This window comes from Victivallis lenta, assembly GCF_009695545.1.
Lineage (GTDB): Bacteria > Verrucomicrobiota > Lentisphaeria > Victivallales > Victivallaceae > Victivallis > Victivallis lenta.
The window spans coordinates 44,522-71,167 of the sequence record NZ_VUNS01000027.1; the positions used below are offsets into that span (position 1 = coordinate 44,522).

Consider the following 26,646-nt stretch of genomic DNA (forward strand, 5'->3'; position numbering starts at 1 on the left):
AATTCGTCATAATTAATATTGTTAAAACCTTTAAACCAGCCGAGGGCACTTGGCGAAAGCAGGAGGAAATAACGAATGAGGGTTCGGAAAGCGGTCGATCCTCTCAGACGCCTGATCAGCGGAAGCTTTGTGCAGCTGGATCACTGGGACGACCGGGAGGGGAGCCGCTTTCAGCAGGAACTCCGCGCGCTTTCGCCGGATCACTGGCGCCAAATGCTGCAGGATATGGCGGGCATCGGCATCGACACTCTGGTTTTTCAGCAGGGAATTGATGCGCGCAACGGCATGGATGACATCCGCGCCTATTATCCCTCCGGGCACTGGCGGGTTCCGGACTGGATGCGCGGCAAGCCTCTGCTCTACTCCGAAATCGTCGACGAGGCGGAACGCCTGGGAATGACTGTGATTCACGGCATTTACGCCATGCACTGGCCGGACCCTTATCGGTACGCCGACCGGGCGATCGAGCTTGCCGGCATCGTCGTCCGGGAGCTTTACGAGCTTTATGGACACCGCCGGGGATTCGGCGGCTGGTATTGGACCTACGAGTATCCGCCGGGCAGCGTCTCCGGCCGCGACTGCCTGTGCAAACTGGTGCCGTCCGTCCGCGCCGTCGCCGATTGTCCCTTCATGATCGCGCCCTGCGCCGACCGCGGCATCTGTGCGAGCGTATTACAGGATATCGACGTCGACATCATCGCTTATCAGGATACCGTCGGACTGGGAGTGGAACCCGATATTTTCGGCCGCTACGCGCGGGCGGACCGGCTGCGCAGTCTGGAACGCCTGCTGTTCCTTTACGAAATGCTGCGGTTCAGCCATGACGGGTGGCAGTCTCCGGAGTGCCCGGAGCCGGACTACTGGAATTACTACACCCGGAAACGCGGGCGTACCGCACTCTGGAACGATGTGGAGATCTGGGAGTTCGACCACCGCCGGGAATTGATTCCAGCCGAGTTGTCCCGCATCACCGCCCAGCTCGACCTGACGGCGCCGTATGTCGACAAGCAGATCATCTACCAGTATCCCGGCCTGATGCACCACCCCGGCCACCCGGTTCCGGTCGGCGGGGAGCGCGCCCGCACCCTTTATGAAACTTACGCAGTCTACCGCGAGGCCGTGCTGGCGGGCCGCAAATGATTCGGGCCGGATTTCCGGGAGGCGGAGATTTTTTCGATTTTTTTCCTGCAAGGCTCTTGACTTCAGCGAAATGATTTGTCATAATTAATATTGTTAAAACGTTTAGAGCCTGTACGGACCCGGCGTCCGCTCTTTCAGGGCGCAGTTGTTGAGAGCTTATCAGCCGATAAGCACTGAAACCTTTAAATCGGTGATGCAGAATGGCAAAAGGCGGAGTGACGATTACGGAGCTGGCGTTGCGGGCGGGAGTTTCCGCGGCGACGGTATCAATTGTGCTGAACCGCAAACCGCTGGCGCGGCGGGTCCCGGAACACACCCAGTTGCGGATTCGGGAGCTCGCCGAGCAGCTCTCCTACCGGCCGAGCCACTTTGCGCAGGCGATGAAGAAGCGCTCGACCGGAATCTACGGCTTTGTCTGCGGTGACGTCGGTACGCCGTTTTACGCGGAGCTGACCGAATGCCTGATGCGCGAGGCGGACCTGCGCGGCTGCCGGCTGATGACCATGCCGACCGAATGGGATGTCGGCCGCGAAATCCGCACGCTCGAAACCCTGCTGACCCGCATGGTCGACGGCGTGGTCATGTGCTCGCAGGCGTTTGAAAAGTGTTCGGAGGAGACCGAACGGATCAAGCGGGCCTACGGCGGCATCCTGCCGCTGGTCACGGTCAACGCCGAATCCGAGGGGGTGAGCTCGGTCATTTATGACTTCCGCCCCGGTATGCGCGATTTACTCGAATACTTTGCCGGCTGCGGCATCCGGCAGCTGGTCATGCTCGACGACCCGGCCTTTCCGCGCAAGCGGGCGGCATGCATGGAGTTCGCGCCGCAGTTCGGGATCGGTCTCGAACTGGTCGATTTCTCGTTCGGCAGTATGGAGTCGCTTGATGCGGCGGTCGGCCGGATTCTCGACAAGCGGCCCGAGGCGGTGCTGGGGACGTCGGACTTCGTCACGATGCGTTTCTGTGCGGCCGCCGGGGAGCGCGGACTGCGCATTCCGGACGACGTTTCGGTCGCCACGATCGACTGTTCGAAAATGTCCGGCTTTTACAACCCGTCGCTGACCGGAATCCGGATCGACCCGGCTGAATTCACCGGGCAGGTATTCGACGAGCTTGAGCGGAAAATAGCCGGCGCCCCTGAACTCCGTTCCATCGTCGTTCCGGGCCGCCTGATGGTCCGCCGCAGTGTCAAAACGGTTTCCCGCTAGATCGTCAATCCATATTTTCAGAAAGGAAAGGAGCTACTGATGCGCACATCCAGATTCACCCTGATTGAATTGCTGGTTGTCATTGCGATCATCGCGATTCTCGCCTCGATGCTGCTGCCCGCGCTGCAGCAGGCGCGCGAACGGGCCCGCACTGCCGGATGCGTGAGCAACATGCGTCAGACCGGCCTCGGCATGGCGCAGTACATCGCCGACAACAACGACTGGAGTCTTCGCTGCTGGATGTTCGGCGACGGCTACGAAGGCGCGGCCTGGGGCGGCGTAAGCTGGGACAATTATTTGAACACCCTCAAGTACGTACCGTCCGCCGCCACGACCTGCACGAAGATCCGGACTCCGCTCTACGACAGTGCTCCGGCACGCGGCTATTACATTTTTCAGAGCTTCGACCATGCCGGCGGCGCCGGTTACAGCGCCTATGAGCAGGGACGCGGCAAGAGCAGCCGCTGGGTCAATCCGTCGGTCAAGGTCGGCATGGCGGACGGCGCCGGGCAGAATCTGGGAACCAACTGGTGCAACTGGTATATCTGGCAGTACCGGAACCATTCCGAGACGATCGACATGCGCCACGTCAATTATTCGAATATCCTCTACCTTGACTGGCATGTCGGCAAGGTTCATATCGGCGAACATGCGAACGGCAGTCACGACAAGCGCAGCTTCGACGTGTTCTGGAGGGAGTGAACGATGAAGAAGCTGATGATCTGTGCCATGCTGTCTGCACTTGCCTTTACCGTCGCCGCTGCCGGGTTCGACCGTTTCCGCACAATCTATCCGTTTCCGCGCCGGGCGGTTTACGGCGAGAAGAACTTTCCGCTGCCGGAGGGAGTGGTTCTGTACGTTGACGATGCGTTTTCCCGGGAGAAATTCTCCCGGTTCGCGGCCGACCTGTCGGAACGGCTCACCGTGCGTTTCGGCGCGCCGTTCCGGATTTCGGCCGGCGGGGGAGCCGGCGCGCCGGTCCGGATTCTCTCTGACCGGGCGCTGACGCCGGAGCTGAAACGCCGGCTCGAATCCGGCGGTTTCCGGCTCGACCGGCTGCCGCCGGGCGAACGGCGGCTCCAGAGCTATCTGCTCCGTACGCTTGAAGGCGGAAGCGCGCCGGAATTCATCATCGTGTCGCCCGGAGAACAGGGCGCCGCCTACGCGTTCGCCGCGCTGACCCAGCTGATCCGGCATGAAAACGGCATCTGGACGATCCGCGGCGCGGATGTGCTCGACTGGCCCGGCTTCGAAATGCGCATGGGATCGGCCGCACAGGTCGGCGGACGCGACGCCCCGCGGAAGCGGCAGGAGGACTCTTTCGTCCTGAACGGCCTCCTTCTGCGGTACAATTATGGGAAATCCGGGTATCCGGGCGACACGGCCTGCCATACCTTCGCGCGCGACCGTTATCTGAAGCTCTGTTCCGGTTACTGGAACCGGCCGAAGGGGGAGCCGCCGCTGAAGCCGTGGAACTGGTCCGACCCGAAGGTGAATCAGGAGTATGTGCGCCTCGCGCTCGAATACGCCTCAAAGCCCGGCGTCGGCGGCTACTTCTGGCACGATGTGACCGATGCGGGCTGGTGGTACAGCTATATCGACCACTTCTGGTCGAAACGCGACGGGCTCGACCGGAAGAATTATCCGGACGATCCGTCGCCGGCGCGTCCCGACGCGATCCGGTTCAAGGCGATGTTCGAAGCGCTTTCGCGGCAATGTCCCGGCGTAGATGTGATCTGGACCGTCCCGGTTTACTACGACGAGCCGCAAAACGACGGCCTGAAGGATGTGAAAAATTTCCGCGAATACCTGAAGCTGATGGGAACGACCGTTCCGGTGGAGCTCAAAAAACGTTTTTACGTCATGCTCGAAGAACGCTCTCCCGAAACCGTCGACGCCTACCGGCACTATCTCGGCGGCCTCAAGATGTGCCAGTACCGCTATACGACGCTCTGGGCCGGGAGCACCTGGGATCTGAACTTCACCGAGGCGAAGCGGCATGACGGCCGCACGGAAGGATATTTCTACGAGGCGTCGGACCTGATCGGACTCATGGCGGCGCAGTATCTGTGGAATCCCGATTTGCCGACCGATGAAAAATGGATCGTCGAAAATATTGCGCCGCGCGCGGCTTACGAGCTTTACGGCCCGGCGTGGCGCGAGATTACGGAATACTTCCGGCTCAATCTGAACGTCAAAACCATCGGGAAGGAGACGAATGCCGGAATCCTTTCGGCGCGGCTGGCCGACGCGGAGAAAGCCGCGAAGCTGCTTGATGCGGCACTGGCGAAGCTGCCGGACTCCTGGCTCTATGCGCGTTACCTCGCCGGAGAACAGCGGAAACGCATTGGCGAATACCGCAAACTGGTCGAAAAGGGGCTCGAAAAGAGCCGGCAGTCGATTCCGCTCGCCGGGGCGAAATTCACTTCCAGCGTGCGCGGTATCGGCGACCTGAAGAAAGCGGCTCTTTCGGGCGGCAAAGCCGCGTGGAGTTCGGGGCGTGTTTCCGGCCCGCACCGGGTCGAAATCGAATTGCCGGGCTGCTACAGCCTGAACCGGGCCGTCGTGAAAATTCCCGGCGACGGCGGCTATGCGTGGCGGAACGCGGAGATCGCGGCCGAGGTGCACGGCAACTGGAAGACGCTCGCTCCGGTCAGGGGGGAGCATGAACTGCTGGCGGAATTCGATGACGTGCGGACCAGCCGGGTGCGGCTCGTTTTCCGTGACGGCTGGGAGTGGGCGAAAAATGTACGTCCCGACATGATTCTCTCGGGCATTTACCTCTACGGCTCCGAAGTGAAGCCCGATCCGCCCGGCGTCGCCCGGCTTGACGGGCTCTGGTATTTCCGGCTCGACAAAGATCGCCGGGGGATGGGGGAGCGCTGGTTCGAGCGGACGCGGTTCCCCTCGGACGAATGGTTCCGCATTGCGGTTCCGTCGCACTTCGAGTCGAGCGGCCTGCCCGGCGCCGCGAACTATGACGGTCAGGTCTGGTATGCGCTTTCGTTCGACACGCCGAAGGGGTGGGGCGGCAAAGCCGTGCGGCTCCGGTTCGAGGCGGTGGACGATGAAGCCGAAGTCTGGCTGAACGGAAAACGGCTCGGGCTCCACACGAAAGAGGGCGACGCCGATACGACCTGGTGGGAGGAGCCGTTCAGCTTCGACGCAACCGCCGCCCTGAAGCCGGAGGGCGCGAACACGCTCGTCGTCCGGGTCGATGACTTCACGCTCGACGGCGGCATCTGGAAGTCTGTGCTGCTGCACATCGGCGACGGCCCCGGCCTTTACAGCGGAAAGTGACGGCGGAGAAACCGGGACCGGCGGTATTCAACCTGGAAACCGCCGGTCCCGTTGTTTTTCCTGCGCGGCGGGACGTTCTTCCTGCCGGATTTTTCCGGGGGACGAAGATCAAAATATGGGGGTAACCCGTTCGCAATCGAGTTTTTATCGATAAATCTGCGCGTCCCCGTCTTGAAAAGTCCGCGATCGGGTGTTATATTCTACACCTTGTATGGATTCAAACTTGGAATGAATAAACGGAAATCAACGTCAAGGAGTTGTTAAAATGGCTGTTCCGAAAAGAAAAACGTCCCGCATGAAGCGCCGTCAGCGCAAGGCCGCGAACCGTTACGAAGGCGTCCAGGCGACCTTCTGCACCAACTGCTCCGCGCCGTCCACTCCGCACCGGGTCTGCCCGTCCTGCGGCTACTACAACGGCAAGCAGGTCCTGAACGTCGAAGCGTAAGTCTCACCCGAAAGGCGGGAGCGTTCCAGAGAGATGAAGATTGCGGTTGACGCCATGGGAGCCGACTACGGCCCGGGTCCGGTGATCGAGGGCGTGGTCATGGCGCTCAGTGATTACCCCGAGTACGAATTCGTCCTGGTCGGCCACTCGGCGAAGCTGCCGTTTTATCTCGAAAAATACGGCATCGCCGGGCATCCCCGCATTTCGATCGTTCACGCCGAGACGGTGTGCGAGATGTCGGAGCCTTCGACGATCGCGCTCCGCGCCAAGAAGGATTCTTCGATTACGACCTGCGCCCGGCTGCTGAAGGCGAAGGAGGTCGATGCCATGGTCACGCCGGGGCATACCGGCGCGACCGTCGCCGCGACCAAAGTGCTGGTCCGGACGCTGCCCGGCATCGACCGCCCGGCGCTGGCCGCCAGCCTTCCGCTTAAAAGAGGCGGCCGCTTCATTCTGATGGATGCCGGCGCCAATACCGAGTGTACGCCGGTCAACATCGTGCAGTTCGCCATCATGGGCGAGGTCTACGCCCAGTATCTTTTCCAGCTTGAAACGCCGCGGGTCAGTCTGCTCTCCGTCGGCGGCGAGGACATCAAGGGGAACGATCTGACCAAGGAGTCGTTCAAACTGCTCGAACAGCGCGAACAACTGAATTTCGTCGGCAACGTCGAAGCCGACGTCATCTTCGAGGATGTGGCGGACGTGCTGGTGACGGACGGATTTTCCGGCAACGTCATGCTGAAGGGTATCGAGGGACTCGCCCGTTCGACCATGTACTGGCTGAAGCGGGTGCTGTCGAAGAATGCGCTCCGGCTTGCCGGGGCGATGCTGGCCAAGAACGCCTTCATCGAACTGAGGTCGCTCGGCGATGCGGACGATATCGGCGGCGCTCCGCTGCTCGGAATTAACGGAATCTGCATCATCGGCCACGGTTCCTCAAGCCCGCGGGCCGTCCGCAGCGCGATCCGGGTGGCCGGCGAATGCGTCACCTTCGGCCTCAATGAACGGATCACCGCCCGGCTCAACGCCACCGGAAGCAATACCGCAGAACTGGAACACGAATTGGCTGACGCGAAGAAGTAAAGGCCGCCGCAGGGTCGGGCCGGCCGGCAGGGAAATCAACATTCACGCCTCAGAAGGAGTTACATGAGCATCAGAATAGCAGGTACCGGATCGTATGTTCCGGAACGGATTTTGAGCAATGCGGATCTCGAGAAAATGGTCGAGACCAACGACGAATGGATCCGTACCCGTACCGGGATTGAGGAGCGGCGCATCGCTTCTCCCGAACAGGCGACGAGCGACCTTGCGTATGAAGCATGTCTGAAGGCGCTCGATATGGCCGGAATCAAAGGGGAAGAGGTCGATGCGATCATCGTCGGAACGATCACGCCGGATTATGTCTTCCCGAGCACCGGGTGCATTCTGCAGGACCGGCTCGGCGCGAAGGGTGCGTTCTGCTTCGATCTCGAGGCCGCCTGCTCCGGTCTTCTTTTCTCGCTTGAAGTCGCTTATTCGCTCATGAAGACGCATCCGAAAAAGTATCGGCACGTCCTCGTCTGCGGCGCGGAAAAGCTGTCGTGCATCACCGACTGGACCAACCGCAACACCTGTGTGCTGTTCGGCGACGGCGCCGGCGCCGTTCTGCTTGAAAATACGGAAGACGAAGGAGCCGATTGCGTTGTGGCCAGCGATCTTCACACCGACGGCGGGTACGGCGACATCCTCAAAATGCCGGCCGGCGGCAGCCGCAGGCCGGCCTCCGTCGAGTCGGTCGGGGCGCATGACCACTTTATTCATATGGAAGGCAAAGAGGTCTTCAAACTGGCCGTCAATGCGATGGTCGGAGCCGGGAAAAACGTGCTCGAAGAGGCCGGAATCACTCCGGATGAGGTCAAGCTCGTCATTCCGCACCAGGCGAACAGCCGGATTATCCTCGCCGTCGCTCCCCGCCTCGGCGTTCCGGATGAACGTGTCTTCATGAATATCAGCCGTTACGGCAACACCTCGGCCGCGTCGATCGGGCTCTGTCTTGATGAAGCGTTTCGCGCCGGCCGCATCGCCAAAGGCGACTATGTGCTGCTGACCGCTTTCGGCGGCGGCCTGACCTGGGGAGCCATGCTGCTCAGGTTCTGACCGTGCCGCGGTTTCGTTCCCCCCTTCGCAAAAACGGGGACGGGGAGTTCGGTCCGGCCGGAATCGCATGTGACGGTTGAATGCGGCCTGATGATGGGACGCCTCTGGAATGCGCACTCCTTCCGGGGGCGCGTTTTTTTGCATCCCCTCAGTGTTTCCGGCCGTCCTGCGTTCCCGCAAAAAAAGTTTCGTTTTTCACTTGTAATATCGCGCAAACGCTTTAAATTGTTAAATGAACCTTTAACAGTTCAGTGAGGAGGTTACCGATATGTTGTGCGATGTCTGCAAGAAGAATGAGGCAACCATTCATATAAAAGAAATGCATGGCGGGGAGACCCATACGGCCAATCTGTGTGCCGCCTGTGCTTCGGAAAAAGAAAAGAACGGCGAATTGAGCGCTCTCGGTTTCAATCTCGCCGAAATGCTCTGCAATCTCGGCAAGATCTCGTCGTCGGCCAAACCGCCGCAGGAGGCTCCGGCCGGGGCTGCGACTGTCTGCCCGAAATGCGGCTGGACGATCGACAAGGTCCGGAATTTCGGCGGCCGGCTCGGCTGTCCGCACTGCTACACGACGTTTGCGCCGATGCTGGCGGAGGCGATCAAAAACGTCCATCGCGGTTCGGTTCATCTCGGCAAGCGTCCGCAGTCCGTTCCGCAGGACGGCCGTGCCGCGCTGGAAGCCGAGCTCGACAACCGGCGGCATGAACTCGACGCCCTCGTCAAGCGCGAGGAATATGAGGAGGCCGCCGTCTGCCGCGACCGGATCAATCAGCTCAAGACGCAGCTCGAGGGGCTGGCAACCGGCGAGGTGGGCAATGACTGACGACATCAACCGGCTGCTTGCGAACCGGGTCAGCTTTCTCGCCGACGCCGGGCCGGATGAGGATATCGCGATCAGTTCGCGCATCCGGCTGGCCCGCAATCTGGCCGGCCACCGTTTTCCGGTGGCCGCCGACTCCGGCGAGCTGCATAAGATCTGCGATGAGGTGTCCGGTGCGGCGGCGGAGTCCGGGGCTCTCGGCTGCCCGGAATGCTTTTCATTCGATCCGGAGAAGATGGACGGACTCGACCGCGAGCTTCTGCTCGAACGCCGCCTGGCCAGCCGTGACTTCCTGAACCGGCCGACTGGAACGCGCCTGCTCGTCAAGGACGACGAATCGCGCTCGGTCATGATCAATGAGGAGGATCATCTCCGCATTCAGACCATGCTGCCCGGTTTCCAGCTCGGTGCGGTCTGGGCGCAGATCGACGAACTTGACAATAAGCTTGCCGCCCGTCTCGATTATGCGTTCGATGACCGGCTCGGTTTTCTGACCTGCTGTCCGACTAATGTCGGTACCGGCATGCGCGCGTCGGTCATGCTGCACCTGCCGGGGCTTGTGCTGACCGGGCAGATTGCGCCGACTATTCAGGGGATCAACAAACTGAATCTGGCCGTGCGCGGCATCGGCGGGGAGGGGACCGGCAATCAGGGCAATCTCTTTCAGGTATCGAACCAGAGCACGCTCGGCGAGAGTGAAGCGCAGATTCTCGAACGGCTCAATACGGTGATCGGCCAACTGATCGCGCACGAGAAGAATGCGCGGCAGCTTCTGCTGCAGCGCGACCAGTTTTCGCTGCTCGATCATGTCGGGCGTTCATACGGAACGCTGCGGCACAGCTACAAACTGAGTGGGGAAGAGGCGGTCAATTGTCTCTCCGGCGTCCGGGTAGGGGTCGATCTCGGCATGTTTTCGGCGCTCGACATCCATACGGTCAATGAACTTTTCATCGGGATCGGCGCTGCGCATCTGCAGAAGGCCGCGGGGCGTGTCCTGAATGCGGCGGAGCGGGATGTCTGTCGCGCGGCGCTCTGCCGGGAAAAGCTGAAGCTCTGATCCCCGCATCGCTGTTTCGGCCCTGTTCGTTTCATGCGTTGCGGAAAAGAAAGTCTGGTCCGGATGGACCGGAAATGATCGTTTTCTTGCACGAGCGGCTTGATTTTCCGGTTTTTTATGGTAACTTTTCCGAACAAGGAATCAGGCAGAAGGGCAAGCGGCGATGAATCGGGTCGGCGGCAAGAACGATACGTTCCGGGAACATATTCTTTCGGAGATTGCAATCGGGGTTTACCGGGGCGGGCAGCGGCTGCCTGCCGAGCGTGAGCTCGGGGAGCGCTACCGGGTCAGCCGCAACACGATCCGCCGCGCGCTGTCGGATCTCGAAACGCTCGGGATTCTCGAACGGCGGCCGCCGGTCGGCACTTTTGTGACGGCGGATGCACTCGAAAAGGCGGCTTCCCGCCGGGGCCGCGCCGAATTCGACGTGACGTTCATCATTGCGCCGGATCAGGCTGCGAATCCGCAGCTTCAGCAGTTGTTCAACTCGTGCCGCCGGCATTTGCCGGAAAAGGTCGGCGTGTCGGTGCTGTTCAGCGATCTCGACGGCGAATTTCCGGAGCCGGGTTACGCGCCGGACGTCGCGGTGGTGTTCGGCAACTATACGGATGAGCAGCTCGCCGCCGTCAGAGCCGGCGCGAAGGAGCTGGTCCTGCTCGGCCATACGCATCCGACCTGTAAATTCATCGACAGCGACAACTACGCCGGTGGCCGGCTGATGGCCGGACACGCGCTGGAGAACGGCCACCGCCACCTGGCTGTGCTCGGTCCGCGCGGTGCGGATGACGCCAGCGATTTCGCCCGGCGGCTGGCCGGAATCTGCGATGCGGTTTCGGAGGCCGGCGCGCAGCTTCAGGTCTGCCGCATGAGCCTGGACGAAGTCCGGAACATGGGGCCGAGCTGCGACCGGGCGCTCGGTGAATTTCTGCGGCGCGACCCGGAGCTCTCTCTGGTCATGGCGCTCTACGATCAGCTTGCGTTGAGTGTGATCGATTTTTGCCACCGCCGCCGCCTCCGGGTGCCGGACGATATGAGCGTGATCGGTTATGACGACCAGTGCTATGTCGAGTTCCTGAAGCCGCCGCTGACGACGGTCAAGGGATTCGGCGAAGCGATCGGGGCCCGGCTCGCCCGTTTCGTCCGCGCGGTGATGGAGGGGGACGCCGACGGGCTCGAACTGCGCGAGATGATTCCGCCGCTCCTGATCACCCGCGGAACCGTTTCCGCACGCGGAAACACAAGATAACGGTAAAAAATCCTGTTGCGCCCTTGACAAACCCGGCTTCGGGATTATATTAAAAAACGTACCGATTCAGATCGGGCGGTTAGCTCAGTTGGTTAGAGCGCTGCTTTCACACGGCAGAGGTCACGTGTTCGAGTCACGTACCGCCCACCATTTTCAAAATTCTCCACCGACCGGTCTTCTGGTCGGTTTTTTCGTTTCGGGGGTAAATTTGAGCTCAACTCGCGTTTTGCCCGAAAGCGGAGAATCTCCTCTTTTCTCTTATGAAGGTGTGTTTCAGACCCTCTCCCGGTAAATTCTCCGGGGGAGTAAAAGACCGGTCTTTTGGTCTGGAGAGCATTTTTTGGAGGAAACACACGTCGAGAAGCTCGACCTTTGATCGTCAATTTTTCTCTGCTATACATTCATTTTGTAATCTTTTATTAAGGTAACATGTTTGTACTCAACTGATAATGCAAAAATAAACTTGCAAAGGACATGTGTTCAAAAAATCAAGAGGTCGACCCCTTATTCGCGCAATTCATAACAAAAGACTTTTTGATTCAGAGAATTTTTCGAGTTTTGCGAAATTCGCTTTTCAGAACAAACGACCTGACGACAACATTCGGACAACATTAATCCTGTCGAAGAATATTCAACTTTTATGCTATTCTAATTCCGGTCAGCAATCAAAAAATAGAAATTCCCCCTATTGTAAACCAATCATTTATGGTATATATTCACCGTATCAGTTTGCTATAAGACATGAAATACAGGAGGAGAAAATCATGCCTTTTGAAATTGGGACTTTTTCCGTTACGTTATTTGCACTCCCGCAGGATTTGCCGGAGAACTATATAGATTTGCTGAACGCCAATCGTGCCGGCTGCATAGATTTGGTGAAAGATGAGCCGGAGATTGGCTGGGCGTCAGGACGTTGTCTGCTGGATTCAAAAATAGAGCAGAGCACCGTGCTATGGAACAATCTGATTTACATCAGTCTGCGCAAAGCAGAGCGCAAGATACCATCTTCTATGCTCAAGGCATGGTGCCAGCAGGCTGAACTGGTCTGGATGCGCAGCAACGGACGTAGCAACGTGCCGTCGAAGCAGAAGAAGCAAATCAAGGCGGAGGTGATTGAAAAGAATCAGGTGTCGGTACCTCCAACGCTTTCCTCTATTCCGGCCGTCATAGACAGAACAAATCACATGCTCTATCTCGGGGCATCCTCCTCCGCACAAATAGACCTTTTTATCGAATATTTTATCAAAACATTCCAGTTTGAACCGGTACAGATTAATCCCGACTATTACAGTGAAATGGAGTTCGGAAAGCATGCCGATGAACTTCCTGTGATTGAATTCTCTGTCCGGGCGGATGGCGAAACTGTTCCCGGACGTGATTTTCTGACATGGCTGTGGTATTTTTCCGAACAGGAAACCGGAGGTATGCTGGAGGTTCCAGAAGTCGGGGAATGTACCTTTACGATCGAGGGTCCTTTGACATTTGCGCTGGCAGGCGAAGCCGATGGAGCAGCGGAAAACACCCTCAAGAACGGGAACAGTCCTTTACGGGCGGCTGAAGCAAAAGCTGCACTTTCAGTTGGCAAAAAGCTCAAGAAGGCGAAATTCTATCTGGAGCACGAGGAAAAAGTCTGGCAGGGAATGTTTGATGCGGACACTTTTTCCTTTGGTGGAATGAAACTCCCTGAAGGCGAAGAAATGGAACCGGACGACCGTCTGGAGGAACGCATGGAGCACATGAATACATTCCGTCTGGTGCTTGCGGCATTCTTCAAAAAGTTCGTAGAAACGCTTCTTTCCTCAGACTGGGAGTCCGAAGAAAGGAAAATCCGGGAATGGGTTGTGGAACGTGATGAGAGATAACTCTGCATCAAGCAAATAAGAAACCTTGAATTATGAAACACGAAAAGCAGAAGATACTTGCGGCATTCGACCTGGAGACATCGGGGCTTGACCCGGCTGTTCATGATATTATTGAAATAGCCATTGTACCTCTGAATCCAGATTTCAAACGGTCGGATCTGCCGGAATTCACAGCCCGGATAAAAGCCGTCCATCCAGAGAATGCCGATCCTGAATCCCTGAAAATCAGCGGGCTCAACCCGTTTGAAGGCGAAGATATCCAAAAGGTTGCCACGGATATAACCAAGTGGATGTCGGATAATCATATTGAACGCATCGAGGCTGTGGGGCATAATCTCAGGTTTGACCTGGATTTCTTCCAGATAAAGTTTCCGTCACTTTTCCGCATATTTTCCAGTCATTTTCACGACAGTATGCAACTTGCCATTATTATCAATGATATTTCTTTACTGCAAACTGGGAAGAAACTTTTTCCGAGTGTCAGTTTGCGGAACCTGAAACTTCAGCTTGGGATGGAAGATCCGGTTCAGCACCGGGCCATGGATGACGCTCTTGACGCTGCTGAACTTTATCGTCGTCTGCAGACAAAGCTGATCATTAACTGACAGGAACGATTTTTATGCCGAACATTCAAAAAATCTTGAACGAAGAAATCCGCCGTTTGGCTCGCAGAGAAATCAGGAACGAGCTTGTAAATCTGAAGGAGCAGCTTGCGTTGATGCGAAAAACCATTACGGAACAAAACCGCAGAATCAAGGCGTTGGAGGACGTGGTTCCCGCGCCTGCGAAGCCGGTGCGGTCACCCGTAAATCCTTCGACTGCAGCAAAGCCGGTACGTGTTACGGCAGGTCGGATCAAAAAGCTGCGAATGGAGCTTTGCCTTTCCCAAAGGAAATTTGCCATTTTGCTGGGCGTCAACCCTAACTCGGTTTACTATTGGGAGTCCGGAAAAATCGAGCCGAAAGAGACCCAGAAACGCAAAATTGCGGCAATCCGTGATGCAGGGAAACGCGAGTTGGCGAAATTGATGGCGGAAAAGAATATTGTGATAAAATTGAAAGCTCCGGGAAAGCCGGGAGAAACAGTAAATGAGCAAAAAAAGCAAAGCGGAAAAGCGAAAAGCCAAACTCAGGGCGAGAAAACAGCAGATCGCCCTCAGTGAACAGAGTCTTTCCACACGTCTTTCCTGTGCGTTGGAGAAACTATGCGAACCGGTCATGCCGGAATACATAGACGATTCCAACGGACCGGATCTTGTTGGTCGTCGGATTGTCTGGCGGATGGGACAGATTGCCTGGAACATCGTGGTTACCGGGCGCAGAGAGTCTATATCGGAGGCGTTTCAGCGCACTCAGTTGGATGTGGAACAGCAAAAAACTGTTCAAAATGAGATCATCGGTTTGGCCAAACGAAAATATGCCGAATTTCCGAACCTGCGTACTGCCATCCGGGATTTTTCTGTATTGCGTGTCGGCGGTGTTCCCCACATCAAAGCACGTCCGGGCGATACATTTCCGGAAATACCGTTTCCCGAGTTTGGCGAGCCTGAAAGCGAGCCTGAGACGGGTTCAGATGTCACGCCGGATATCGTTCGTACTCTGCGCAAAAGGATGAAATTGACGCAGATTCAGTTTGGTGAGATCTTTGGCATGACGTCGAAAAAAGTTTCCGCTTGGGAACATGGCAAAGCAGAACCGACCGAGGAACAAAAACAAAAAATTCAAGCTTTGCTGAAAGAAAATAATGAGCAAGAACGGGAAACATGCTAATAATATACCGCGTTGCAAACGTATGGCACGGGAACAGAGGCTGCAGTCGGCCAAATCAACAGGCTTTCTCTCAAAGCATATTGCGAAAGATATGGTCAGGCATTATGCCCGCTGGTATGGCGTTGATCTGTTGTGTGCGATTGCTGAATTGCGTCAACTGGGACTCGAAGTATCTCCTGAACGGGAAAAAGCTGTCAAAACCACTCTACGGAATCGCCTGGAACAGAAACGGAAAAGTCAGGAAGAATCATTCAGTGCGAATATCTCATGTGATTCCGATGAAACATTTGCATTCATTGCCGGGTACACGTCTGGAGGAGCGCCATATGGGGTTACGTGGGGTGAAATGGAAGATGCTGATGGAGAAGTGAAATAAATGAGCAAAAAAAATCACAAGGGCAGGATAAGTTTAGAAAAAGAACTTGAGGACATCTTTTCAGAATTGTCTTTATGTTCGGGCTTGCCTGTAGAAAATATTGACAACGGGAAAACCGGAAGAAGTGGAAAAAAAAGAGGTCGGCCACCAAAAAATTCCTGTCGGGCATTGATCCCGTTGGACACTGCAAAAATCCGCCGGGGGTATCTGAAGGAATATAAGCGCCGGAAAAAAGTCCTTGAAAGGTTGGAGGAGCAACTTCAACGGTATGAAGAATCAGACGAGCCGGAGTACCGTAAATATCTTGCTCGCACGTTCGGTGCGGAACAAACCCTTTTACGCGAGCTGACGGAACAGATACATTTGTGTCAGAACCGATATGAAAAAATTCGCTTTCTAGCCCATGAATCCCATATGTCGAAGGAAAGGTATTGTTTTACCTTGCGTTCACAGCTTACCTCCGAACAGAATTTCTGGGAACTTCTGGAGATGGAATTGCAGAGATTCTTGGAGTCTGGCAGAAAAACACGAGAAGAAGAAAAACGGGAATATGAAAAGAGCGCCCGGGAACTTCGTTCCGCCGTCTTCGGTGTTGATGAGGACGAAGATATTGAAATGGACGAAACATGTGAGGACGATGATGATTTTGAAAAAATCTTCCAAAAGCTCTTTGACAATCTTTTGGGAGATGACGATAACATTCCGGAGGAAGAATCGGAAGTCAGTGAACTGAAAAAACTGTATCGTGAGCTCTGCCTTCAATATCATCCGGACAGAATGGGAGCTCATGACGCTAAAACGCAACGCCTTTGGCATGAGATACAGGACGCGTATGTGAATCGTGATCTTGAAGGGTTGCGCGCCATCCGTTCCGGAATCGAATTGGAATCTGGGGAAACGACTCTCAGCTGTTCTGAAATCGACGAGATGCTCCTGGATATTGAGTGGAGTATTCAGGAGAAACGTTCTGAACTCCGTGCACAAAAAAAGACTCCGATTTGGGGATTCTCTTCATGGACGGAACAGAAGCGGAAACAGATAGCCAAAGAGATCAAGTCGGAATTCGATCAGAATGCCCAAATGACCAGGTTGCAGTTACAACGTTTGAAAACGGAATTAGAGCGTCTGCTTCAATGGAAGCCCAAGGAGAAAAAACGTCCAATTCCGCAGAAGAAAACGAATGCGCAGTTGCGTAATGAGAAGCTGGCTGACATCCCGGATTTATTTGATTTGTAGATGTCAGATTTCTTTCAAGAGAACTTTTTCCTGTTCCGCCCATGAGTCGGGAAGACTCCGGCGGCAACTATCCAAGGAAAGGTCAAGTTCACCGGAGAGGAGTTTATGGATGATCTTAGGGGAAAGGAGTGTCAGGCGAATCGTCCGGGAAATCAGCCCAGAATCAACTCTGACGGTTGCAGCCAGATCCTTGATGTTGGAAAATTTTCCTTCATCAATCATTTTCTGCCAGCGGAAAGCCCGGGCAAGAGCCAGCTGAATTGGAGTATATTCTACATGTTCACTGTCGGGGGTAAAAATTCTCGTTCTGCCACCGGCGATTTTGAAAATCAACGGGATCGTCACCCGGACATTCCCGTTTTCCAGAACTTCAATCTGTTTCTTCTCCATTCGCGATTTCCTCCATAAGAGTTTTGATACCTGAACTCTTGAATTCTACAGTGAGCTTGCCTTCGTGAACTTCGACCTTTTCCAGGAGGAGATGGAGAAGGCGGTTCATTTCACCGGGCGAGATCTCCTGCCAGAATGTTTCTTTGAACAGTTCTGCGATTTTCTCTGCGGGAAGATTCAACACTTGCGCCAGTTTTATCAGAATCGTCGGTGTCTGAAGCATTTTCATCACCTGTTCCCGAGTGATCCGCTCCACATCTCCTGCGGGGATCTGGCGCACCGGGCAAGTCGGAGTTGCCCGTTTGGAATCCTTTGCACAGAAATAATAGTAATACTGTTTTCTGCCTTTCCGCGCATAGGTTGGCATCATTGCGCAATCGCAGTGTCCGCAGCGTAAGATTCCTTTTAACGGAGCAATGATTTCAGTCCTGGGCATATGGGCTGGTGCGGGATCATTCACTCTGAGAATTTCCCGAGTCCGATCCCAGACGTCCTGGTCGATAATCGCTTCCTGTTCTCCATCACAAATGCTGTTTTTGTAGTTGACCTTACCAACGTAAGTATGGTTGCTCAGAATCCGATAAATATGCTGTCTGTTCCAAATTCTTCCCTGCTTGGTTCGAATCCCGTCTCTGTTGAGTTCCTGAGCAATCAGTGCCGGAGACTGAACCTCGATGAATCGCTGAAAGATTCTTTGGATGATCCGTGCTTCCTCCTCCACGATGATCAGCTTCTTGTTTTCCACACGGTATCCCATCGGAACGCGACCGCCGACCCATTTACCTTTCTTCCGGCTGGCGGACATCTTGTCGCGTACACGCTCGGTGATAACCTCCCGCTCATATTGCGCGAAGGTGATAAGAATGTTGAGCATCATTCGCCCGGCGCTGGTGGCGGTATTGATTTCCTGCGTCACCGCGACGAACTGTGTGCCCCATTCGTCAAATTTCTTGGAGAGGTCTGCAAAATCACAGATGGATCGGGAGAGTCGGTCGATCTTGTAAACCACGATGATGTCGACCAGCCCGGCTTCACAGTCGGCAAGGAGCTGCTGAAGCGCCGGGCGTTTCATATTGCCGCCGGAATATCCTCCGTCGTCATAACGAGTCGGGAGGCAGACCCATCCGTTGGCTTTCTGACTGGCGATATAGGCTTCGCCAGCCTCCCGTTGAGCATCCAGACTGTTGAATTCCTGATCCAGTCCTTCCTCAACGGACTTGCGTGTGTAAATCGCGCATCTCTTCTTTGGAATCGTCTGCATCACCATCACTTCACCCCGAAAAAGAGTTTGCCGTTCCAGCGAGTCCCGGTAATTTCGCGGGCGATGGCGGAAAGCGATTGATAGACCGTTCCGTCATATTCGAATTTTCCATTCCCGAGAGCCGTCACTTCATATTTTTTACCTTTCCAGACCCTCTGGTAGCGAGTTCCGCACACATGGGAAACTCCATTTTTTCCATACCGGAGATTTGCCTGGGGATCGCCGTCTGCAATCTGCTCAAGAAGTTGCCGGTCCGCTTCGGAGAGTCCGCCGTAATAAATCTCTTGAATCCGGTAGGCAAGACGGCGGCGCAGGTTTGCAATATTGGTCTGCCCCGGTTCAAAGCCAAAGAGTTCACAGAATTTTTCCCGAAGTTCTGCCTGATTCATCAGATCCAGCAACTCCAGCTGCCGTTTTACCTCAGATTCATTCATCATGCCGTAACCCCTTTGCTTTTCTCTATATACAAGCATTTATCCCTGCGTTTATCCAGTTCTTTTGCCTTGATTCTGCGAAGAACTGCGGCAATCAGATCGATCGCCTGACGAATATTTTCGGGAAGTTCCCGTTTATCCATTTTTCTGTCTCCTGAGTTCGGAAAGTTTGAGTCTGCCATTCGGGGGAATCCCGCCAGGGCGTTTGTCGGAAAGGCGGATCATCGGCTTGCGGTCGAGCTTCGCGGGAAGCGTCTCGGGCAAAGATGCGCCGAGCATGGATCCGCAGACCGCACAGCCTGCGACACAGTCCAGAAAGTGGTTGTCGTGCGACTGAGGCTTGAGTTTCCACTCGTCGACCGTGCGGCCGCGCCCCTGTGTTTTGACGCGGTATTCAGCGGTCAGATGCTCTGCGAAGAGTTGATGAGCTCCGGGGATCCGTCCGTAGAGCGTGAGCGACCCCTTGTCGCCGACGGGAACCGCGAGCCGTGCGTGAATAAAACTCTTCCAGTAGTTTGTGTCGTAGATGACATGCCGGATCGCCCGTTTCCCGGCGACATTCGGAATCATCCAGTTGAATCCGAGCCGGTCGCCCTGCTGTTTGCGGTATTCGGTCATGGGTTTCGAGGAAGCGCCGACGTATCTGCCATGCGACGGCAGGATCACTCCGGCATGGGAACTCTGACGGCAGAACTGATAGACGACATCGGTTGACTGTCCCCAGTTTGCATCCACGAGAGCGCGCTCGATTTTCAGGACAGCCCCGTCCTCGCGCTCCCACTCGCGCCCGAGGCATTCATCGGTCAGCGCGGACAACGCGGCGTACAAGGCCCCCTCGAAGCCCGCTTTCGGGAAGAGCGTCTGAATGCTCGGATTCGCATCGGCAAGCGAATACTCGTGCCGGTGCTGATCCGGCCATGAGCCGTAGTCGATGACCGCGCCGGTGAAGTCCTCCGCCCATGCGATCACCACATAGAAAAGCAGCGCTTTCTGGACGTCGACAAACATCGTGAGGCGATCGCATTTCAGCGGAACGCGCCGTCGGGCAAGTCCGTTGATCTTTGCACAGATCTCGTCCACGGAAAGGAGCGAGTCATCCGCCGTGTCATCCGGAAGCGGGTCGTTCTGATACTCGCTCATAAAGGCTGATTCATCCTGAAACTTCAGGTTCATCGCGTGTTGAAGCGCCGATACTTCATCGTGGTTGAAACGGGCCTCCCAGCTCACTTCCGCTCCGGCGTCCATCGCTTCCCGGTTCGCCAGATAAAACTCCGTCGCCTTCTGGAAATTGCCCTCCGTGCGCAGAGCTTCCGCCCGGATCTCGGCGTATTCCTCCCACAGTTTCATATTTGTGGGGAAGCGGTAGACCATTCGGGTCTTTTCGCCGTTCCAGTCCGGATGTGTGTTTCGGTTGAGGATGATGTCAGCCATGTCACCCGGGCGGATGATCGTGCAGGGCATGATCCCTGAGATTTTCTGCCCCGGACCGGCAAGTCCCAGGATGTCTCCGGCAAGCACACGAACCCGCTTGCGTGTCTGTTCCAGCGATCCGGCGGATTCCGAGGTCTGCGGATCGTCGATGATGACAAGTGATGGGCGCACGCTCCGGCCGTCGCTCCGCTTGAACTTCATACCACGGATACGGCCGGTGATGCCGGCGACTCGGACGATGATGCCGGAAGCCCTGCTTCCTTCGACGGTCGGCAGAACGATCTCGTTGCTCGTCCAGGTGATGCGGGTGCGCTCGCCCTTGTAGAGCTGTCCGGCGCAGCGGTTCGCGATCCCCTCCAGCTGTGCCACCGGATAGCACACCTCCGGAAAGTCTTCGGCGAGACGCTCGTTGACCTCCAGCTCGGTCTTCAATGAATCCAGAAGCTCCAGAGCCGCTGATTCAGTCGCGCCGATCAATACCACAAACTCGCGGTGACCGTAGAGCATTGACCAGAGCGCCGCGCTTTCCGTAATTGTCGTCTTCCCAGAACCGCGCGGGAGCGCCAGCGCAAAGAGTCCGCCTCGCAGAACCGCCGTTTCAATCTTCTCAATCACCTTCAGATGATCCGGCGACCATGCAAGAGCATAGGTCTCCGGGAAATAGCTCTCGCAGAAAAGCTGGAAATTGCGTTCGCACGCGGCTTTCCTGTCGGGATTCACGACCTCCGGGAGCGGGCCGATGTCGCGTCCGGCGAGCGACTGTTCCGCCTGACGGTCGCGCTCGGCGTTGCGCCGATCCTCATAGCTGCGCGCGCCGGACGTCTCCTCCGGAGTGTGTTTCCGGTCGAACATCCAGGCAATGTATTTCAGGAGGTTGATGTTGCGCGGATTCTCCGAGGAACCGATCCGGAAGCCGACGCGGTTGAACTCGCGGTAAAGCCGCGCCTGCGCCAGAACAAATCCGAACGACGTGGAGTTCAGAAGCCGTGCGATGTCCACCACGCGCATGTTACTCGGATTGATCATAGAATCCCCCCAAAGTTGCCACCCTTCGGCCACGGGCCTCGGGTCTGCTTTGCGGCTTCGGGTACTTTGCGGGGACCCCGGCTCTCCGGTATTCCGTGCGGCTTCGCCGTACTCATATCTGCGGGCAAGGTATTTTTACAACTCATCATTTTCCTCCTTTGCCAGCCAGGCGGCATATTCAATCAGATTGATCGTGCCGTCCGGATTCCGCGGCGCACCGGAAGCAAGATCTTCGGCAATCATCTCCGGAGAAGCGGTCCGGGATCCGGCCTGTTTCAGCAATCTCACCAGCACTTCAGGCTGCAATGCAGTGATTTTCAAAGAATTATCCATCTATTTTGCCTTTATTTTCAGATTGCGACTGGATAAGTGGCGCAAGTCATGGTTGTATATGCACCAGCGAAGCAAAGAAGTCGCAACTCAAACAACCACAAGGAGGTAAGTATGTGCGACACGAGCAACATCACAGTCGGAACCATCGTCATGGTGAAAGTCGGACGCAATGAGATCGAGGTCGTCGTAACCGAGATCACCGCGAACGGCTGGAAAGTCAAAAAGGTCGGCAGCAACCGCGAGTTCATCGTCACAAGAATCGAACGGGTCATCGCCGAACCGGGAGCGCCGGAAGCGGCTCCCGCAACGGAACCGGAGGCGGAATCCGCTGCGCCGGAAGCGGAAGAGGAAGTGGACACGCCCAATCTCGCGCCGGAATCCGGCGGATCGCCGGAGAAAAAGCTCTCACTCCTGAATGCGGCTCTGCAGGTTCTCAAGCGCAGCCGGACACCGCTCAACACGAAAGAGATCCTCGCGCAAGTCATCGAAGAAGGTCGCTGGAGCCCGAATGGAGCAAAGACTCCGGAGCAGAGCCTTTACTCCGCATTCTTCCGCGAGATCAAGGAGAAGGAGACGCCGCGCGTCCGCAAGAGTGCCGCCCGCCGGGGCGCATTCGAGTTCAACAGCTGACCGAAAACTGAAGAGGGTGCTCACAGTATGAGTACCCTTGCTGATCCCCATTCCTTTTTCCCAAGAGTGCTTCCGGATTATGGCTTCGGAGGCTCCCTAAATAACCCCACCTCTGACATCGTGTCGCTCTTCAACCACGGGGTACAATCCGTGCCCCTCCATCTTTGCAACGTACTAATTCAGGGATCTTTCGAGTTCAACAAGTGACCGAAGCAGTCAGTACAGAAGTCGGAGCGGAGATTGCATCATTGCCACCATGGATGTAGATAGTGTCTACTACCCTGTAGTTTTTATTCTTCGACTGCCGGAGTAAGTGCCTGCCAGTCACACCCCTCGCCATGGACGAACTCCGCCCAGCGGCGGCGGATCACGTCCGCATACTTCGGATCAAACTCCATCGTGCAGTTGACGCGGTTTGTCTGCTCGCAGGCAATCAGCGTGCTGCCCGAGCCGCCAAACAGATCCAGCACGGTCTCACCCGCCTTCGAAGAGTTGAAAATCGCCTTGATCGCCAGAGCGGTCGGTTTCTGCGTCGGATGCACATATTCCCGCGTGTTGTCCCGCTTGATGTCCCAGACCGTCGTCTGACAGCGGTCGCCGAACCACTCGCAGTTCTCGCCCTCATGACAGCCGTAAAAGCACGGTTCCGCCGCCCAATGGTAATCGCTGTGACCAAGGATCATTCCCTTGTTCCAGAACAATACCTGTTTGGATTTCAGTCCGGCATCAATGATGGCGTGTTCAAACTGCAAATGATTGCTGCTGGCATACCAGATGTAGAACGCCCGCTTTTCCCGGAGGCTCGCTTTCAGATTTTTGAATGCGGCAAGCAGGAACTCCGAAAGTTTTTCCCCGCGCAGATCGTCGTTTTCAATGACCTCCCACAGACGGCCGCCCGGATTGTTCACACCGCGATAACTGACTCCATACGGCGGATCGGTGAAAACGAGATCCGCTTTCCCGCCGTTCATGAGACGGGCAACGTCTTCCGCCCTGGTGGAATCGCCGCACATGAGCCGGTGCTTGCCGAGCTGATAGATCACCCCAGGCTGACTGACCGGATCCTCCGGAACATCCGGGACGGCGTCGGCGTCCGTCTCTCCCTCGGCAACCACATTTTCTTCGGAACTTCCGTTCAGCAGACGGTCAAGCTCGTCGGTGTCGAAGCCGAGGAGCGACAGGTCAAAATCCTTTTCCTGCAAATCGCGCAGTTCGATCGGAAGAAGGTCGTAGTTCCACTCCGCGATCTCGCCGGTCTTGTTGTCCGCGATCCGGTACGCCTGTACCTGTTCCGGCGTGAGGTTTTCCGCGATCACCACCGGCACTTCCGAGAGGCCGAGCTGTTCCGCCGCTTTCAGGCGGGTGTGGCCGACAACCACGACGAGATCCTTGTCCACGACAATCGGCTGCTGGAAACCGAACTCCTTAATTGAGTTGGCAACCGCCTCCACCGCGCCGTCGTTGAAGCGCGGGTTCTTCTCATACGGATGGATCTCCGAGAGTTTCATCATTTGAATCTGCATAAAGGTTCCTTTCCTGGAAAAATGATTTGCAAAAGCAAGATTCGGAGCTACTTTTGCAAGGGTTGAAGAATTGAGAATTCCGGAGAAAGACGATTTCGCCGGAAACGGGGCAAACAGCCCCGGTGTCGCATTCGATTCCGACCCGCTATACAGCCCCGGCGAACGTGCTGTCGCGCGCGTAAGAGGGCTGTCCGGGGGCGTGTCGGCGCACTGTCGGAGCGGGTCGCAAGTCGTTGAGAATCAACGAGCATAAAAATTTTATCACCGGCAAGCAAGTCTGCTTATAACGCCGACTCCTTCCGCGCGCCCTCGAAAAATCCCTTTCAAGGGGGGAACCGTTGACTCTGGAATGTACATAAGCCTCGCCGCCTCATTTTCGACCCCTCGAACTTTCTGTGCTTCTATGAGGCTGGAAATACCCTTAAAATAAACGACAGATTTTTCCGTCATTTCGACAAAAGTGACGGAAAAGTGACGGAGGCTCATGAGTGCATCGGCTATTCCCGGTTTTTCTTCTGGATCTGATAAATCCGCCGTGGGGTGAGTCCGACCATGTCTGCGACCTCGCCGATGGGAGTGCCGGAGGCAACCATGTTCTGCACGAAGTTCTTGTCTGCCTTTGACTTGTAGTTCACCGGAGGGATATAAAGCAGACCGCGCCAATGCTTTTGAACCGCCTTGAGCAGTTCGGACGGCAGCACATCTGCCGCATTAGCATAAACGGACATGGCTGTTTTCCTTTACTTTTTGTGTTTGAACTCACCGCACCAGTCATCATCCTTGACGACCGGCCACTCTATGTACGGGGAATGTGCATACCTGACAGTTGACGGTGCGTGGCGGCGGCAAATACTGCCGGAGCCTTTGCCTCTGGAATCAAAAAATTTGCATTCGGAACATGTCTTAATGTGCCGATCTTCTGTTTTCATAAAAATCCTTTCAAAAATGTTGTTCACGGCTTTCACGGCTCTTTATATGCAAATGAAAAAAAGAAAGAAGTCCGGGAACAGCTGTGAAGTGGTGAAAAGCTAAAAAAAACAGAAGAAAAATAATATATTTTGAGTGTAAATATATATATTATTATTTTTTTCTGTTCTTCTCTTTTCATTCTGCTATTCACACTTTTTTCCTTCACTTTTCCCGGCGTTTTGCATCTTTTTTTCCGGGAAGCCCTGGACCGTTCACATTGTTTTTTGTGAATCATTCCACGAGCCGGTATATTTTTGCCGCAGGTCTGACGGAAGAGTCATATTCTACCTGAACAGTGCCCTTTTCCTGCAGGGTTTCTGCGATTTTCTTCATGGAGTCCGCAGACTCGTGCAAAAGCCGCAGAAGTTTGCTGTGCGGCAACCGGCCGCCATGCTCCTGCAGTTTGCGGATTGCTCTCTGACATTTCTCATCGAAGATGTTTTCATAGACATAGCGGTCCGCCATGTAAAGCATCCGCCGTGTCAGATGATCGATGAACTTCCACGCCCACTTGACCGATTTGTCGGTGATCAGCGGGTTGTAGACGTTGCTGCTGATGCCGTGCAGCATGGCGAGCTTGCACACCTTTTCATGGGCGCGCGCCCACAATGCCTTGGCGGCTCCTTCATTCTGTGCTTCATAGAAGTTGTAGCGCCGGTCGCATTCCTGCTGAACTTCCCGGAGCGCGGCAGTTGCCTCGGGCGTTTCCGTAATGATCAGCGGCTTTGGATACTCGTTTGTCAGATTGCCGTTCACATCAAGATTCGCGAGGTAGGTTGCCGCGCGGATCAGCGAATCCGAAGGCGTGATCGGCTGGGGATTGCCGGCTTCGCCACGTTTGCCCGCTTCCACGATGATGCACCGGGCGACCAGCCCGTTTTCAAGCACACGCCGGGAAAGCGATTCATAGAAATACTGCGGAATCGCGGTTCCCAGCAGAACCAGATTCGGATTCACAATATGCGCGATCTCATGAACAGTGCCGTCTTTTTTCTTCGCTGACGCTTTTTTGCGCAGCGGATAGATGGTGTTGGACGCGCCATAGAACTTCAACAGCTTTTCGTTGATGGATTCCGCCCGGTTGTCTTTACTGTATTTCAAAGTATTGAAAATACAGTCGAACTCATCCGCCTGAAACAACATGGACGGGTGCATGAACAGGGCATCCTCGAGTCCTTCTCCGGAAGCGAAGGCATCGCCGATCGCCCCGGCGACTCCCGCGCGGAAAGCGATATTGAAATTCACCTTGCGCGGATGATCTTTGCCGGTTCCGCTGTCTGCCAGCGCGATGAGATAGATGTTGCTCCGATTGTCGCGCTTGTCCTGCACCTTTCGCCCGACGAGAAACGCCAGGAGCGCCAGTGCGCCGGTGAACGAAAGAACACGGTTCGGATACGGAGCCGACTGCATTGAGAGCTTGACGACATCATCAATGAATCCGGGAATCGACAACAGCTTGTCCGGGACGGGTCCGGGATTGGGAAAGAGAGGAGCCTCCTTTTCCTGCTTTTCGATCCTGTTCGGTTTCAAGATTCCGCTCAGATCCACATCGGAGTTCGCCTCCTCCCGGCGGTCGTAGCATCCGGGTTCGCGGAGTTCACGCAAGGCGCGCCAGTCGTTGCCGGAACAGCCGTTGTGATGGCATTTGAATGCCACCGCCCCGGACGGTTCCTGAATCAGAACGGCGGACTTGTTTGCGTGCGCCTCATTGAACGGGCAGACGGGGAAAATCCACTTTCGTCCCCCCTTCCACGGCTGTGGAGAGCCAAGCTCGGGGCAGTACTGCGCGATCCAGGAGTCCAGATCAAACGCCGGCATTGTGTGCTTCCAGTCGTCATCCGGAACGTCTGTTTGAGTGTCTTCACTCTGATGCGACACAATATCCTGCATTTGCTCCCGGGACACAGACACAATATCTTGTGGTTCTTCCAGAATCCGGGCCATGCGGTGCGGACGTTCCGGGATGGAGTCGCCCTTGCAGTTCATTGTCCCGGGAAGCCGCCAGATCCGCGCCGGATTGTGAACCGACGTGTCGATCGCGACCTGTTCGGACG

The 26,646-nt window shown here is 55.8% G+C and carries 26 protein-coding genes and 1 tRNA gene; 18 read left to right on the forward strand and 9 right to left on the reverse strand.

All coding sequences use genetic code 11. The features are described from left to right. The first annotated feature begins 75 nt into the window (after positions 1 to 75). The 17 genes from FYJ85_RS18485 (at position 76) to FYJ85_RS18565 (ending at position 16,595) form a co-directional block, all read left to right on the forward strand. Complete coding sequence (locus FYJ85_RS18485) at positions 76 to 1,140, forward strand: DUF4434 domain-containing protein (protein WP_154420095.1); 1,065 nt, start codon at positions 76 to 78, stop codon at positions 1,138 to 1,140. A gap of 200 nt (positions 1,141 to 1,340) precedes the next feature. Then, the gene (locus FYJ85_RS18490) at positions 1,341 to 2,348 is read left to right on the forward strand and encodes a LacI family DNA-binding transcriptional regulator (protein WP_106054307.1); all 1,008 of its coding nucleotides are present in this window, start codon (positions 1,341 to 1,343) and stop codon (positions 2,346 to 2,348) included. A gap of 39 nt (positions 2,349 to 2,387) precedes the next feature. Continuing rightward, positions 2,388 to 3,050 (forward strand): type II secretion system protein, encoded by a 663-nt coding sequence (locus tag FYJ85_RS24120; RefSeq protein ID WP_106054308.1) that lies wholly within the window; start codon positions 2,388 to 2,390, stop codon positions 3,048 to 3,050. A gap of 3 nt (positions 3,051 to 3,053) precedes the next feature. Continuing rightward, complete coding sequence (locus FYJ85_RS18500) at positions 3,054 to 5,648, forward strand: sugar-binding domain-containing protein (protein WP_154420097.1); 2,595 nt, start codon at positions 3,054 to 3,056, stop codon at positions 5,646 to 5,648. 265 nt (positions 5,649 to 5,913) lie between these two features. Further along, the gene (gene rpmF, locus FYJ85_RS18505; protein WP_106054310.1) at positions 5,914 to 6,093 is read left to right on the forward strand and encodes a 50S ribosomal protein L32; all 180 of its coding nucleotides are present in this window, start codon (positions 5,914 to 5,916) and stop codon (positions 6,091 to 6,093) included. A gap of 33 nt (positions 6,094 to 6,126) precedes the next feature. Further along, complete coding sequence (gene plsX / locus FYJ85_RS18510) at positions 6,127 to 7,176, forward strand: phosphate acyltransferase PlsX (protein ID WP_106054311.1); 1,050 nt, start codon at positions 6,127 to 6,129, stop codon at positions 7,174 to 7,176. 63 nt (positions 7,177 to 7,239) lie between these two features. Next, positions 7,240 to 8,229 (forward strand): beta-ketoacyl-ACP synthase III, encoded by a 990-nt coding sequence (locus tag FYJ85_RS18515; protein ID WP_154420098.1) that lies wholly within the window; start codon positions 7,240 to 7,242, stop codon positions 8,227 to 8,229. Positions 8,230 to 8,497: 268 nt separating this feature from the next. Continuing rightward, complete coding sequence (locus FYJ85_RS18520) at positions 8,498 to 9,052, forward strand: UvrB/UvrC motif-containing protein (protein ID WP_154420100.1); 555 nt, start codon at positions 8,498 to 8,500, stop codon at positions 9,050 to 9,052. After that, the gene (locus FYJ85_RS18525; protein ID WP_158704135.1) at positions 9,045 to 10,106 is read left to right on the forward strand and encodes a protein arginine kinase; all 1,062 of its coding nucleotides are present in this window, start codon (positions 9,045 to 9,047) and stop codon (positions 10,104 to 10,106) included. The genes FYJ85_RS18520 and FYJ85_RS18525 overlap by 8 nt, the downstream gene beginning before the upstream one ends. Before the next feature lie 163 nt (positions 10,107 to 10,269). After that, positions 10,270 to 11,352, forward strand: a complete 1,083-nt coding sequence (locus tag FYJ85_RS18530; RefSeq protein WP_154420104.1) for a GntR family transcriptional regulator — start codon at positions 10,270 to 10,272, stop codon at positions 11,350 to 11,352. A 73-nt stretch (positions 11,353 to 11,425) separates the two neighbouring features. Then, positions 11,426 to 11,502: transfer RNA gene (locus FYJ85_RS18535), tRNA-Val, on the forward strand. 614 nt (positions 11,503 to 12,116) lie between these two features. Continuing rightward, positions 12,117 to 13,214, forward strand: coding sequence for a recombination-associated protein RdgC (gene rdgC / locus FYJ85_RS18540; protein ID WP_154420106.1), 1,098 nt, complete (start codon positions 12,117 to 12,119; stop codon positions 13,212 to 13,214). Between the two features lie 32 nt (positions 13,215 to 13,246). Beyond that, entirely contained in the window at positions 13,247 to 13,819 is a 573-nt protein-coding gene (locus FYJ85_RS18545; protein ID WP_154420108.1) for a 3'-5' exonuclease, read from the forward strand. Between the two features lie 14 nt (positions 13,820 to 13,833). Next, positions 13,834 to 14,376 carry a helix-turn-helix domain-containing protein gene (locus FYJ85_RS18550; RefSeq protein ID WP_154420110.1) on the forward strand — a complete coding sequence of 181 codons (543 nt, stop codon included), beginning with the start codon at positions 13,834 to 13,836 and terminating at the stop codon, positions 14,374 to 14,376. After that, entirely contained in the window at positions 14,303 to 14,983 is a 681-nt protein-coding gene (locus tag FYJ85_RS18555; RefSeq protein ID WP_154420112.1) for a helix-turn-helix domain-containing protein, read from the forward strand. Before FYJ85_RS18550 ends, FYJ85_RS18555 begins: the two co-directional genes overlap by 74 nt. Next, entirely contained in the window at positions 14,958 to 15,359 is a 402-nt protein-coding gene (locus FYJ85_RS18560; protein ID WP_154420114.1) for a hypothetical protein, read from the forward strand. The genes FYJ85_RS18555 and FYJ85_RS18560 overlap by 26 nt, the downstream gene beginning before the upstream one ends. Continuing rightward, entirely contained in the window at positions 15,360 to 16,595 is a 1,236-nt protein-coding gene (locus tag FYJ85_RS18565) for a J domain-containing protein (RefSeq protein ID WP_154420116.1), read from the forward strand. It abuts the gene before it with no gap. A 3-nt stretch (positions 16,596 to 16,598) separates the two neighbouring features. Here FYJ85_RS18565 and FYJ85_RS18570 read toward each other — a convergent pair whose 3' ends face one another. The 6 genes from FYJ85_RS18570 to FYJ85_RS18595 form a co-directional block, all read right to left on the reverse strand. Then, positions 16,599 to 16,985 carry a hypothetical protein gene (locus tag FYJ85_RS18570; RefSeq protein WP_154420118.1) on the reverse strand — a complete coding sequence of 129 codons (387 nt, stop codon included), beginning with the start codon at positions 16,983 to 16,985 and terminating at the stop codon, positions 16,599 to 16,601. Continuing rightward, a complete protein-coding gene (locus tag FYJ85_RS18575; RefSeq protein WP_154420120.1) occupies positions 16,966 to 18,252 on the reverse strand; it encodes a recombinase family protein in 1,287 nt (428 codons plus the stop codon). Before FYJ85_RS18575 ends, FYJ85_RS18570 begins: the two co-directional genes overlap by 20 nt. After that, positions 18,252 to 18,683, reverse strand: a complete 432-nt coding sequence (locus tag FYJ85_RS18580; RefSeq protein WP_235903240.1) for a DUF2924 domain-containing protein — start codon at positions 18,681 to 18,683, stop codon at positions 18,252 to 18,254. Before FYJ85_RS18580 ends, FYJ85_RS18575 begins: the two co-directional genes overlap by 1 nt. Further along, the gene (locus FYJ85_RS18585; protein WP_154420124.1) at positions 18,680 to 18,823 is read right to left on the reverse strand and encodes a hypothetical protein; all 144 of its coding nucleotides are present in this window, start codon (positions 18,821 to 18,823) and stop codon (positions 18,680 to 18,682) included. The genes FYJ85_RS18580 and FYJ85_RS18585 overlap by 4 nt, the downstream gene beginning before the upstream one ends. Continuing rightward, the gene (locus FYJ85_RS18590) at positions 18,816 to 21,137 is read right to left on the reverse strand and encodes a terminase gpA endonuclease subunit (protein WP_154420126.1); all 2,322 of its coding nucleotides are present in this window, start codon (positions 21,135 to 21,137) and stop codon (positions 18,816 to 18,818) included. Before FYJ85_RS18590 ends, FYJ85_RS18585 begins: the two co-directional genes overlap by 8 nt. A gap of 135 nt (positions 21,138 to 21,272) precedes the next feature. Continuing rightward, positions 21,273 to 21,470 (reverse strand): hypothetical protein, encoded by a 198-nt coding sequence (locus FYJ85_RS18595; RefSeq protein WP_154420128.1) that lies wholly within the window; start codon positions 21,468 to 21,470, stop codon positions 21,273 to 21,275. A gap of 111 nt (positions 21,471 to 21,581) precedes the next feature. Between FYJ85_RS18595 and FYJ85_RS18600 the strand changes: the two genes are divergently transcribed. Beyond that, positions 21,582 to 22,100: a winged helix-turn-helix domain-containing protein gene (locus FYJ85_RS18600; RefSeq protein WP_206213303.1), complete on the forward strand. Its 519-nt coding sequence runs from the start codon at positions 21,582 to 21,584 to the stop codon at positions 22,098 to 22,100. A 290-nt stretch (positions 22,101 to 22,390) separates the two neighbouring features. Here the strand turns inward: FYJ85_RS18600 and FYJ85_RS18605 are convergent, their stop codons facing one another. The 3 genes from FYJ85_RS18605 to FYJ85_RS18615 all read right to left on the reverse strand — a co-directional run. After that, positions 22,391 to 23,623, reverse strand: a complete 1,233-nt coding sequence (locus FYJ85_RS18605; RefSeq protein ID WP_154420132.1) for a DNA modification methylase — start codon at positions 23,621 to 23,623, stop codon at positions 22,391 to 22,393. Between the two features lie 497 nt (positions 23,624 to 24,120). Then, a complete protein-coding gene (locus FYJ85_RS18610; protein WP_154420134.1) occupies positions 24,121 to 24,351 on the reverse strand; it encodes a helix-turn-helix domain-containing protein in 231 nt (76 codons plus the stop codon). A gap of 472 nt (positions 24,352 to 24,823) precedes the next feature. After that, on the reverse strand, positions 24,824 to 26,646 hold a 1,823-nt coding region (locus tag FYJ85_RS18615; RefSeq protein WP_154420136.1), incomplete at its 5' end, for a DUF3987 domain-containing protein.

Bases quoted from the DNA above. Each gene is read 5' to 3' on its own strand.
- FYJ85_RS18485 (WP_154420095.1), top strand. From the start codon at position 76: ATGAGGGTTCGGAAAGCGGTCGATCCTCTCAGACGCCTGATCAGCGGA.
- FYJ85_RS18490 (WP_106054307.1), top strand. From the start codon at position 1,341: ATGGCAAAAGGCGGAGTGACGATTACGGAGCTGGCGTTGCGGGCGGGA.
- FYJ85_RS24120 (WP_106054308.1), top strand. From the start codon at position 2,388: ATGCGCACATCCAGATTCACCCTGATTGAATTGCTGGTTGTCATTGCG.
- FYJ85_RS18500 (WP_154420097.1), top strand. From the start codon at position 3,054: ATGAAGAAGCTGATGATCTGTGCCATGCTGTCTGCACTTGCCTTTACC.
- rpmF (WP_106054310.1), top strand. From the start codon at position 5,914: ATGGCTGTTCCGAAAAGAAAAACGTCCCGCATGAAGCGCCGTCAGCGC.
- plsX (WP_106054311.1), top strand. From the start codon at position 6,127: ATGAAGATTGCGGTTGACGCCATGGGAGCCGACTACGGCCCGGGTCCG.
- FYJ85_RS18515 (WP_154420098.1), top strand. From the start codon at position 7,240: ATGAGCATCAGAATAGCAGGTACCGGATCGTATGTTCCGGAACGGATT.
- FYJ85_RS18520 (WP_154420100.1), top strand. From the start codon at position 8,498: ATGTTGTGCGATGTCTGCAAGAAGAATGAGGCAACCATTCATATAAAA.
- FYJ85_RS18525 (WP_158704135.1), top strand. From the start codon at position 9,045: ATGACTGACGACATCAACCGGCTGCTTGCGAACCGGGTCAGCTTTCTC.
- FYJ85_RS18530 (WP_154420104.1), top strand. From the start codon at position 10,270: ATGAATCGGGTCGGCGGCAAGAACGATACGTTCCGGGAACATATTCTT.
- rdgC (WP_154420106.1), top strand. From the start codon at position 12,117: ATGCCTTTTGAAATTGGGACTTTTTCCGTTACGTTATTTGCACTCCCG.
- FYJ85_RS18545 (WP_154420108.1), top strand. From the start codon at position 13,247: ATGAAACACGAAAAGCAGAAGATACTTGCGGCATTCGACCTGGAGACA.
- FYJ85_RS18550 (WP_154420110.1), top strand. From the start codon at position 13,834: ATGCCGAACATTCAAAAAATCTTGAACGAAGAAATCCGCCGTTTGGCT.
- FYJ85_RS18555 (WP_154420112.1), top strand. From the start codon at position 14,303: ATGAGCAAAAAAAGCAAAGCGGAAAAGCGAAAAGCCAAACTCAGGGCG.
- FYJ85_RS18560 (WP_154420114.1), top strand. From the start codon at position 14,958: ATGAGCAAGAACGGGAAACATGCTAATAATATACCGCGTTGCAAACGT.
- FYJ85_RS18565 (WP_154420116.1), top strand. From the start codon at position 15,360: ATGAGCAAAAAAAATCACAAGGGCAGGATAAGTTTAGAAAAAGAACTT.
- FYJ85_RS18570 (WP_154420118.1), bottom strand. From the start codon at position 16,985: ATGGAGAAGAAACAGATTGAAGTTCTGGAAAACGGGAATGTCCGGGTG.
- FYJ85_RS18575 (WP_154420120.1), bottom strand. From the start codon at position 18,252: ATGGTGATGCAGACGATTCCAAAGAAGAGATGCGCGATTTACACACGC.
- FYJ85_RS18580 (WP_235903240.1), bottom strand. From the start codon at position 18,683: ATGATGAATGAATCTGAGGTAAAACGGCAGCTGGAGTTGCTGGATCTG.
- FYJ85_RS18585 (WP_154420124.1), bottom strand. From the start codon at position 18,823: ATGGATAAACGGGAACTTCCCGAAAATATTCGTCAGGCGATCGATCTG.
- FYJ85_RS18590 (WP_154420126.1), bottom strand. From the start codon at position 21,137: ATGATCAATCCGAGTAACATGCGCGTGGTGGACATCGCACGGCTTCTG.
- FYJ85_RS18595 (WP_154420128.1), bottom strand. From the start codon at position 21,470: ATGGATAATTCTTTGAAAATCACTGCATTGCAGCCTGAAGTGCTGGTG.
- FYJ85_RS18600 (WP_206213303.1), top strand. From the start codon at position 21,582: ATGTGCGACACGAGCAACATCACAGTCGGAACCATCGTCATGGTGAAA.
- FYJ85_RS18605 (WP_154420132.1), bottom strand. From the start codon at position 23,623: ATGCAGATTCAAATGATGAAACTCTCGGAGATCCATCCGTATGAGAAG.
- FYJ85_RS18610 (WP_154420134.1), bottom strand. From the start codon at position 24,351: ATGTCCGTTTATGCTAATGCGGCAGATGTGCTGCCGTCCGAACTGCTC.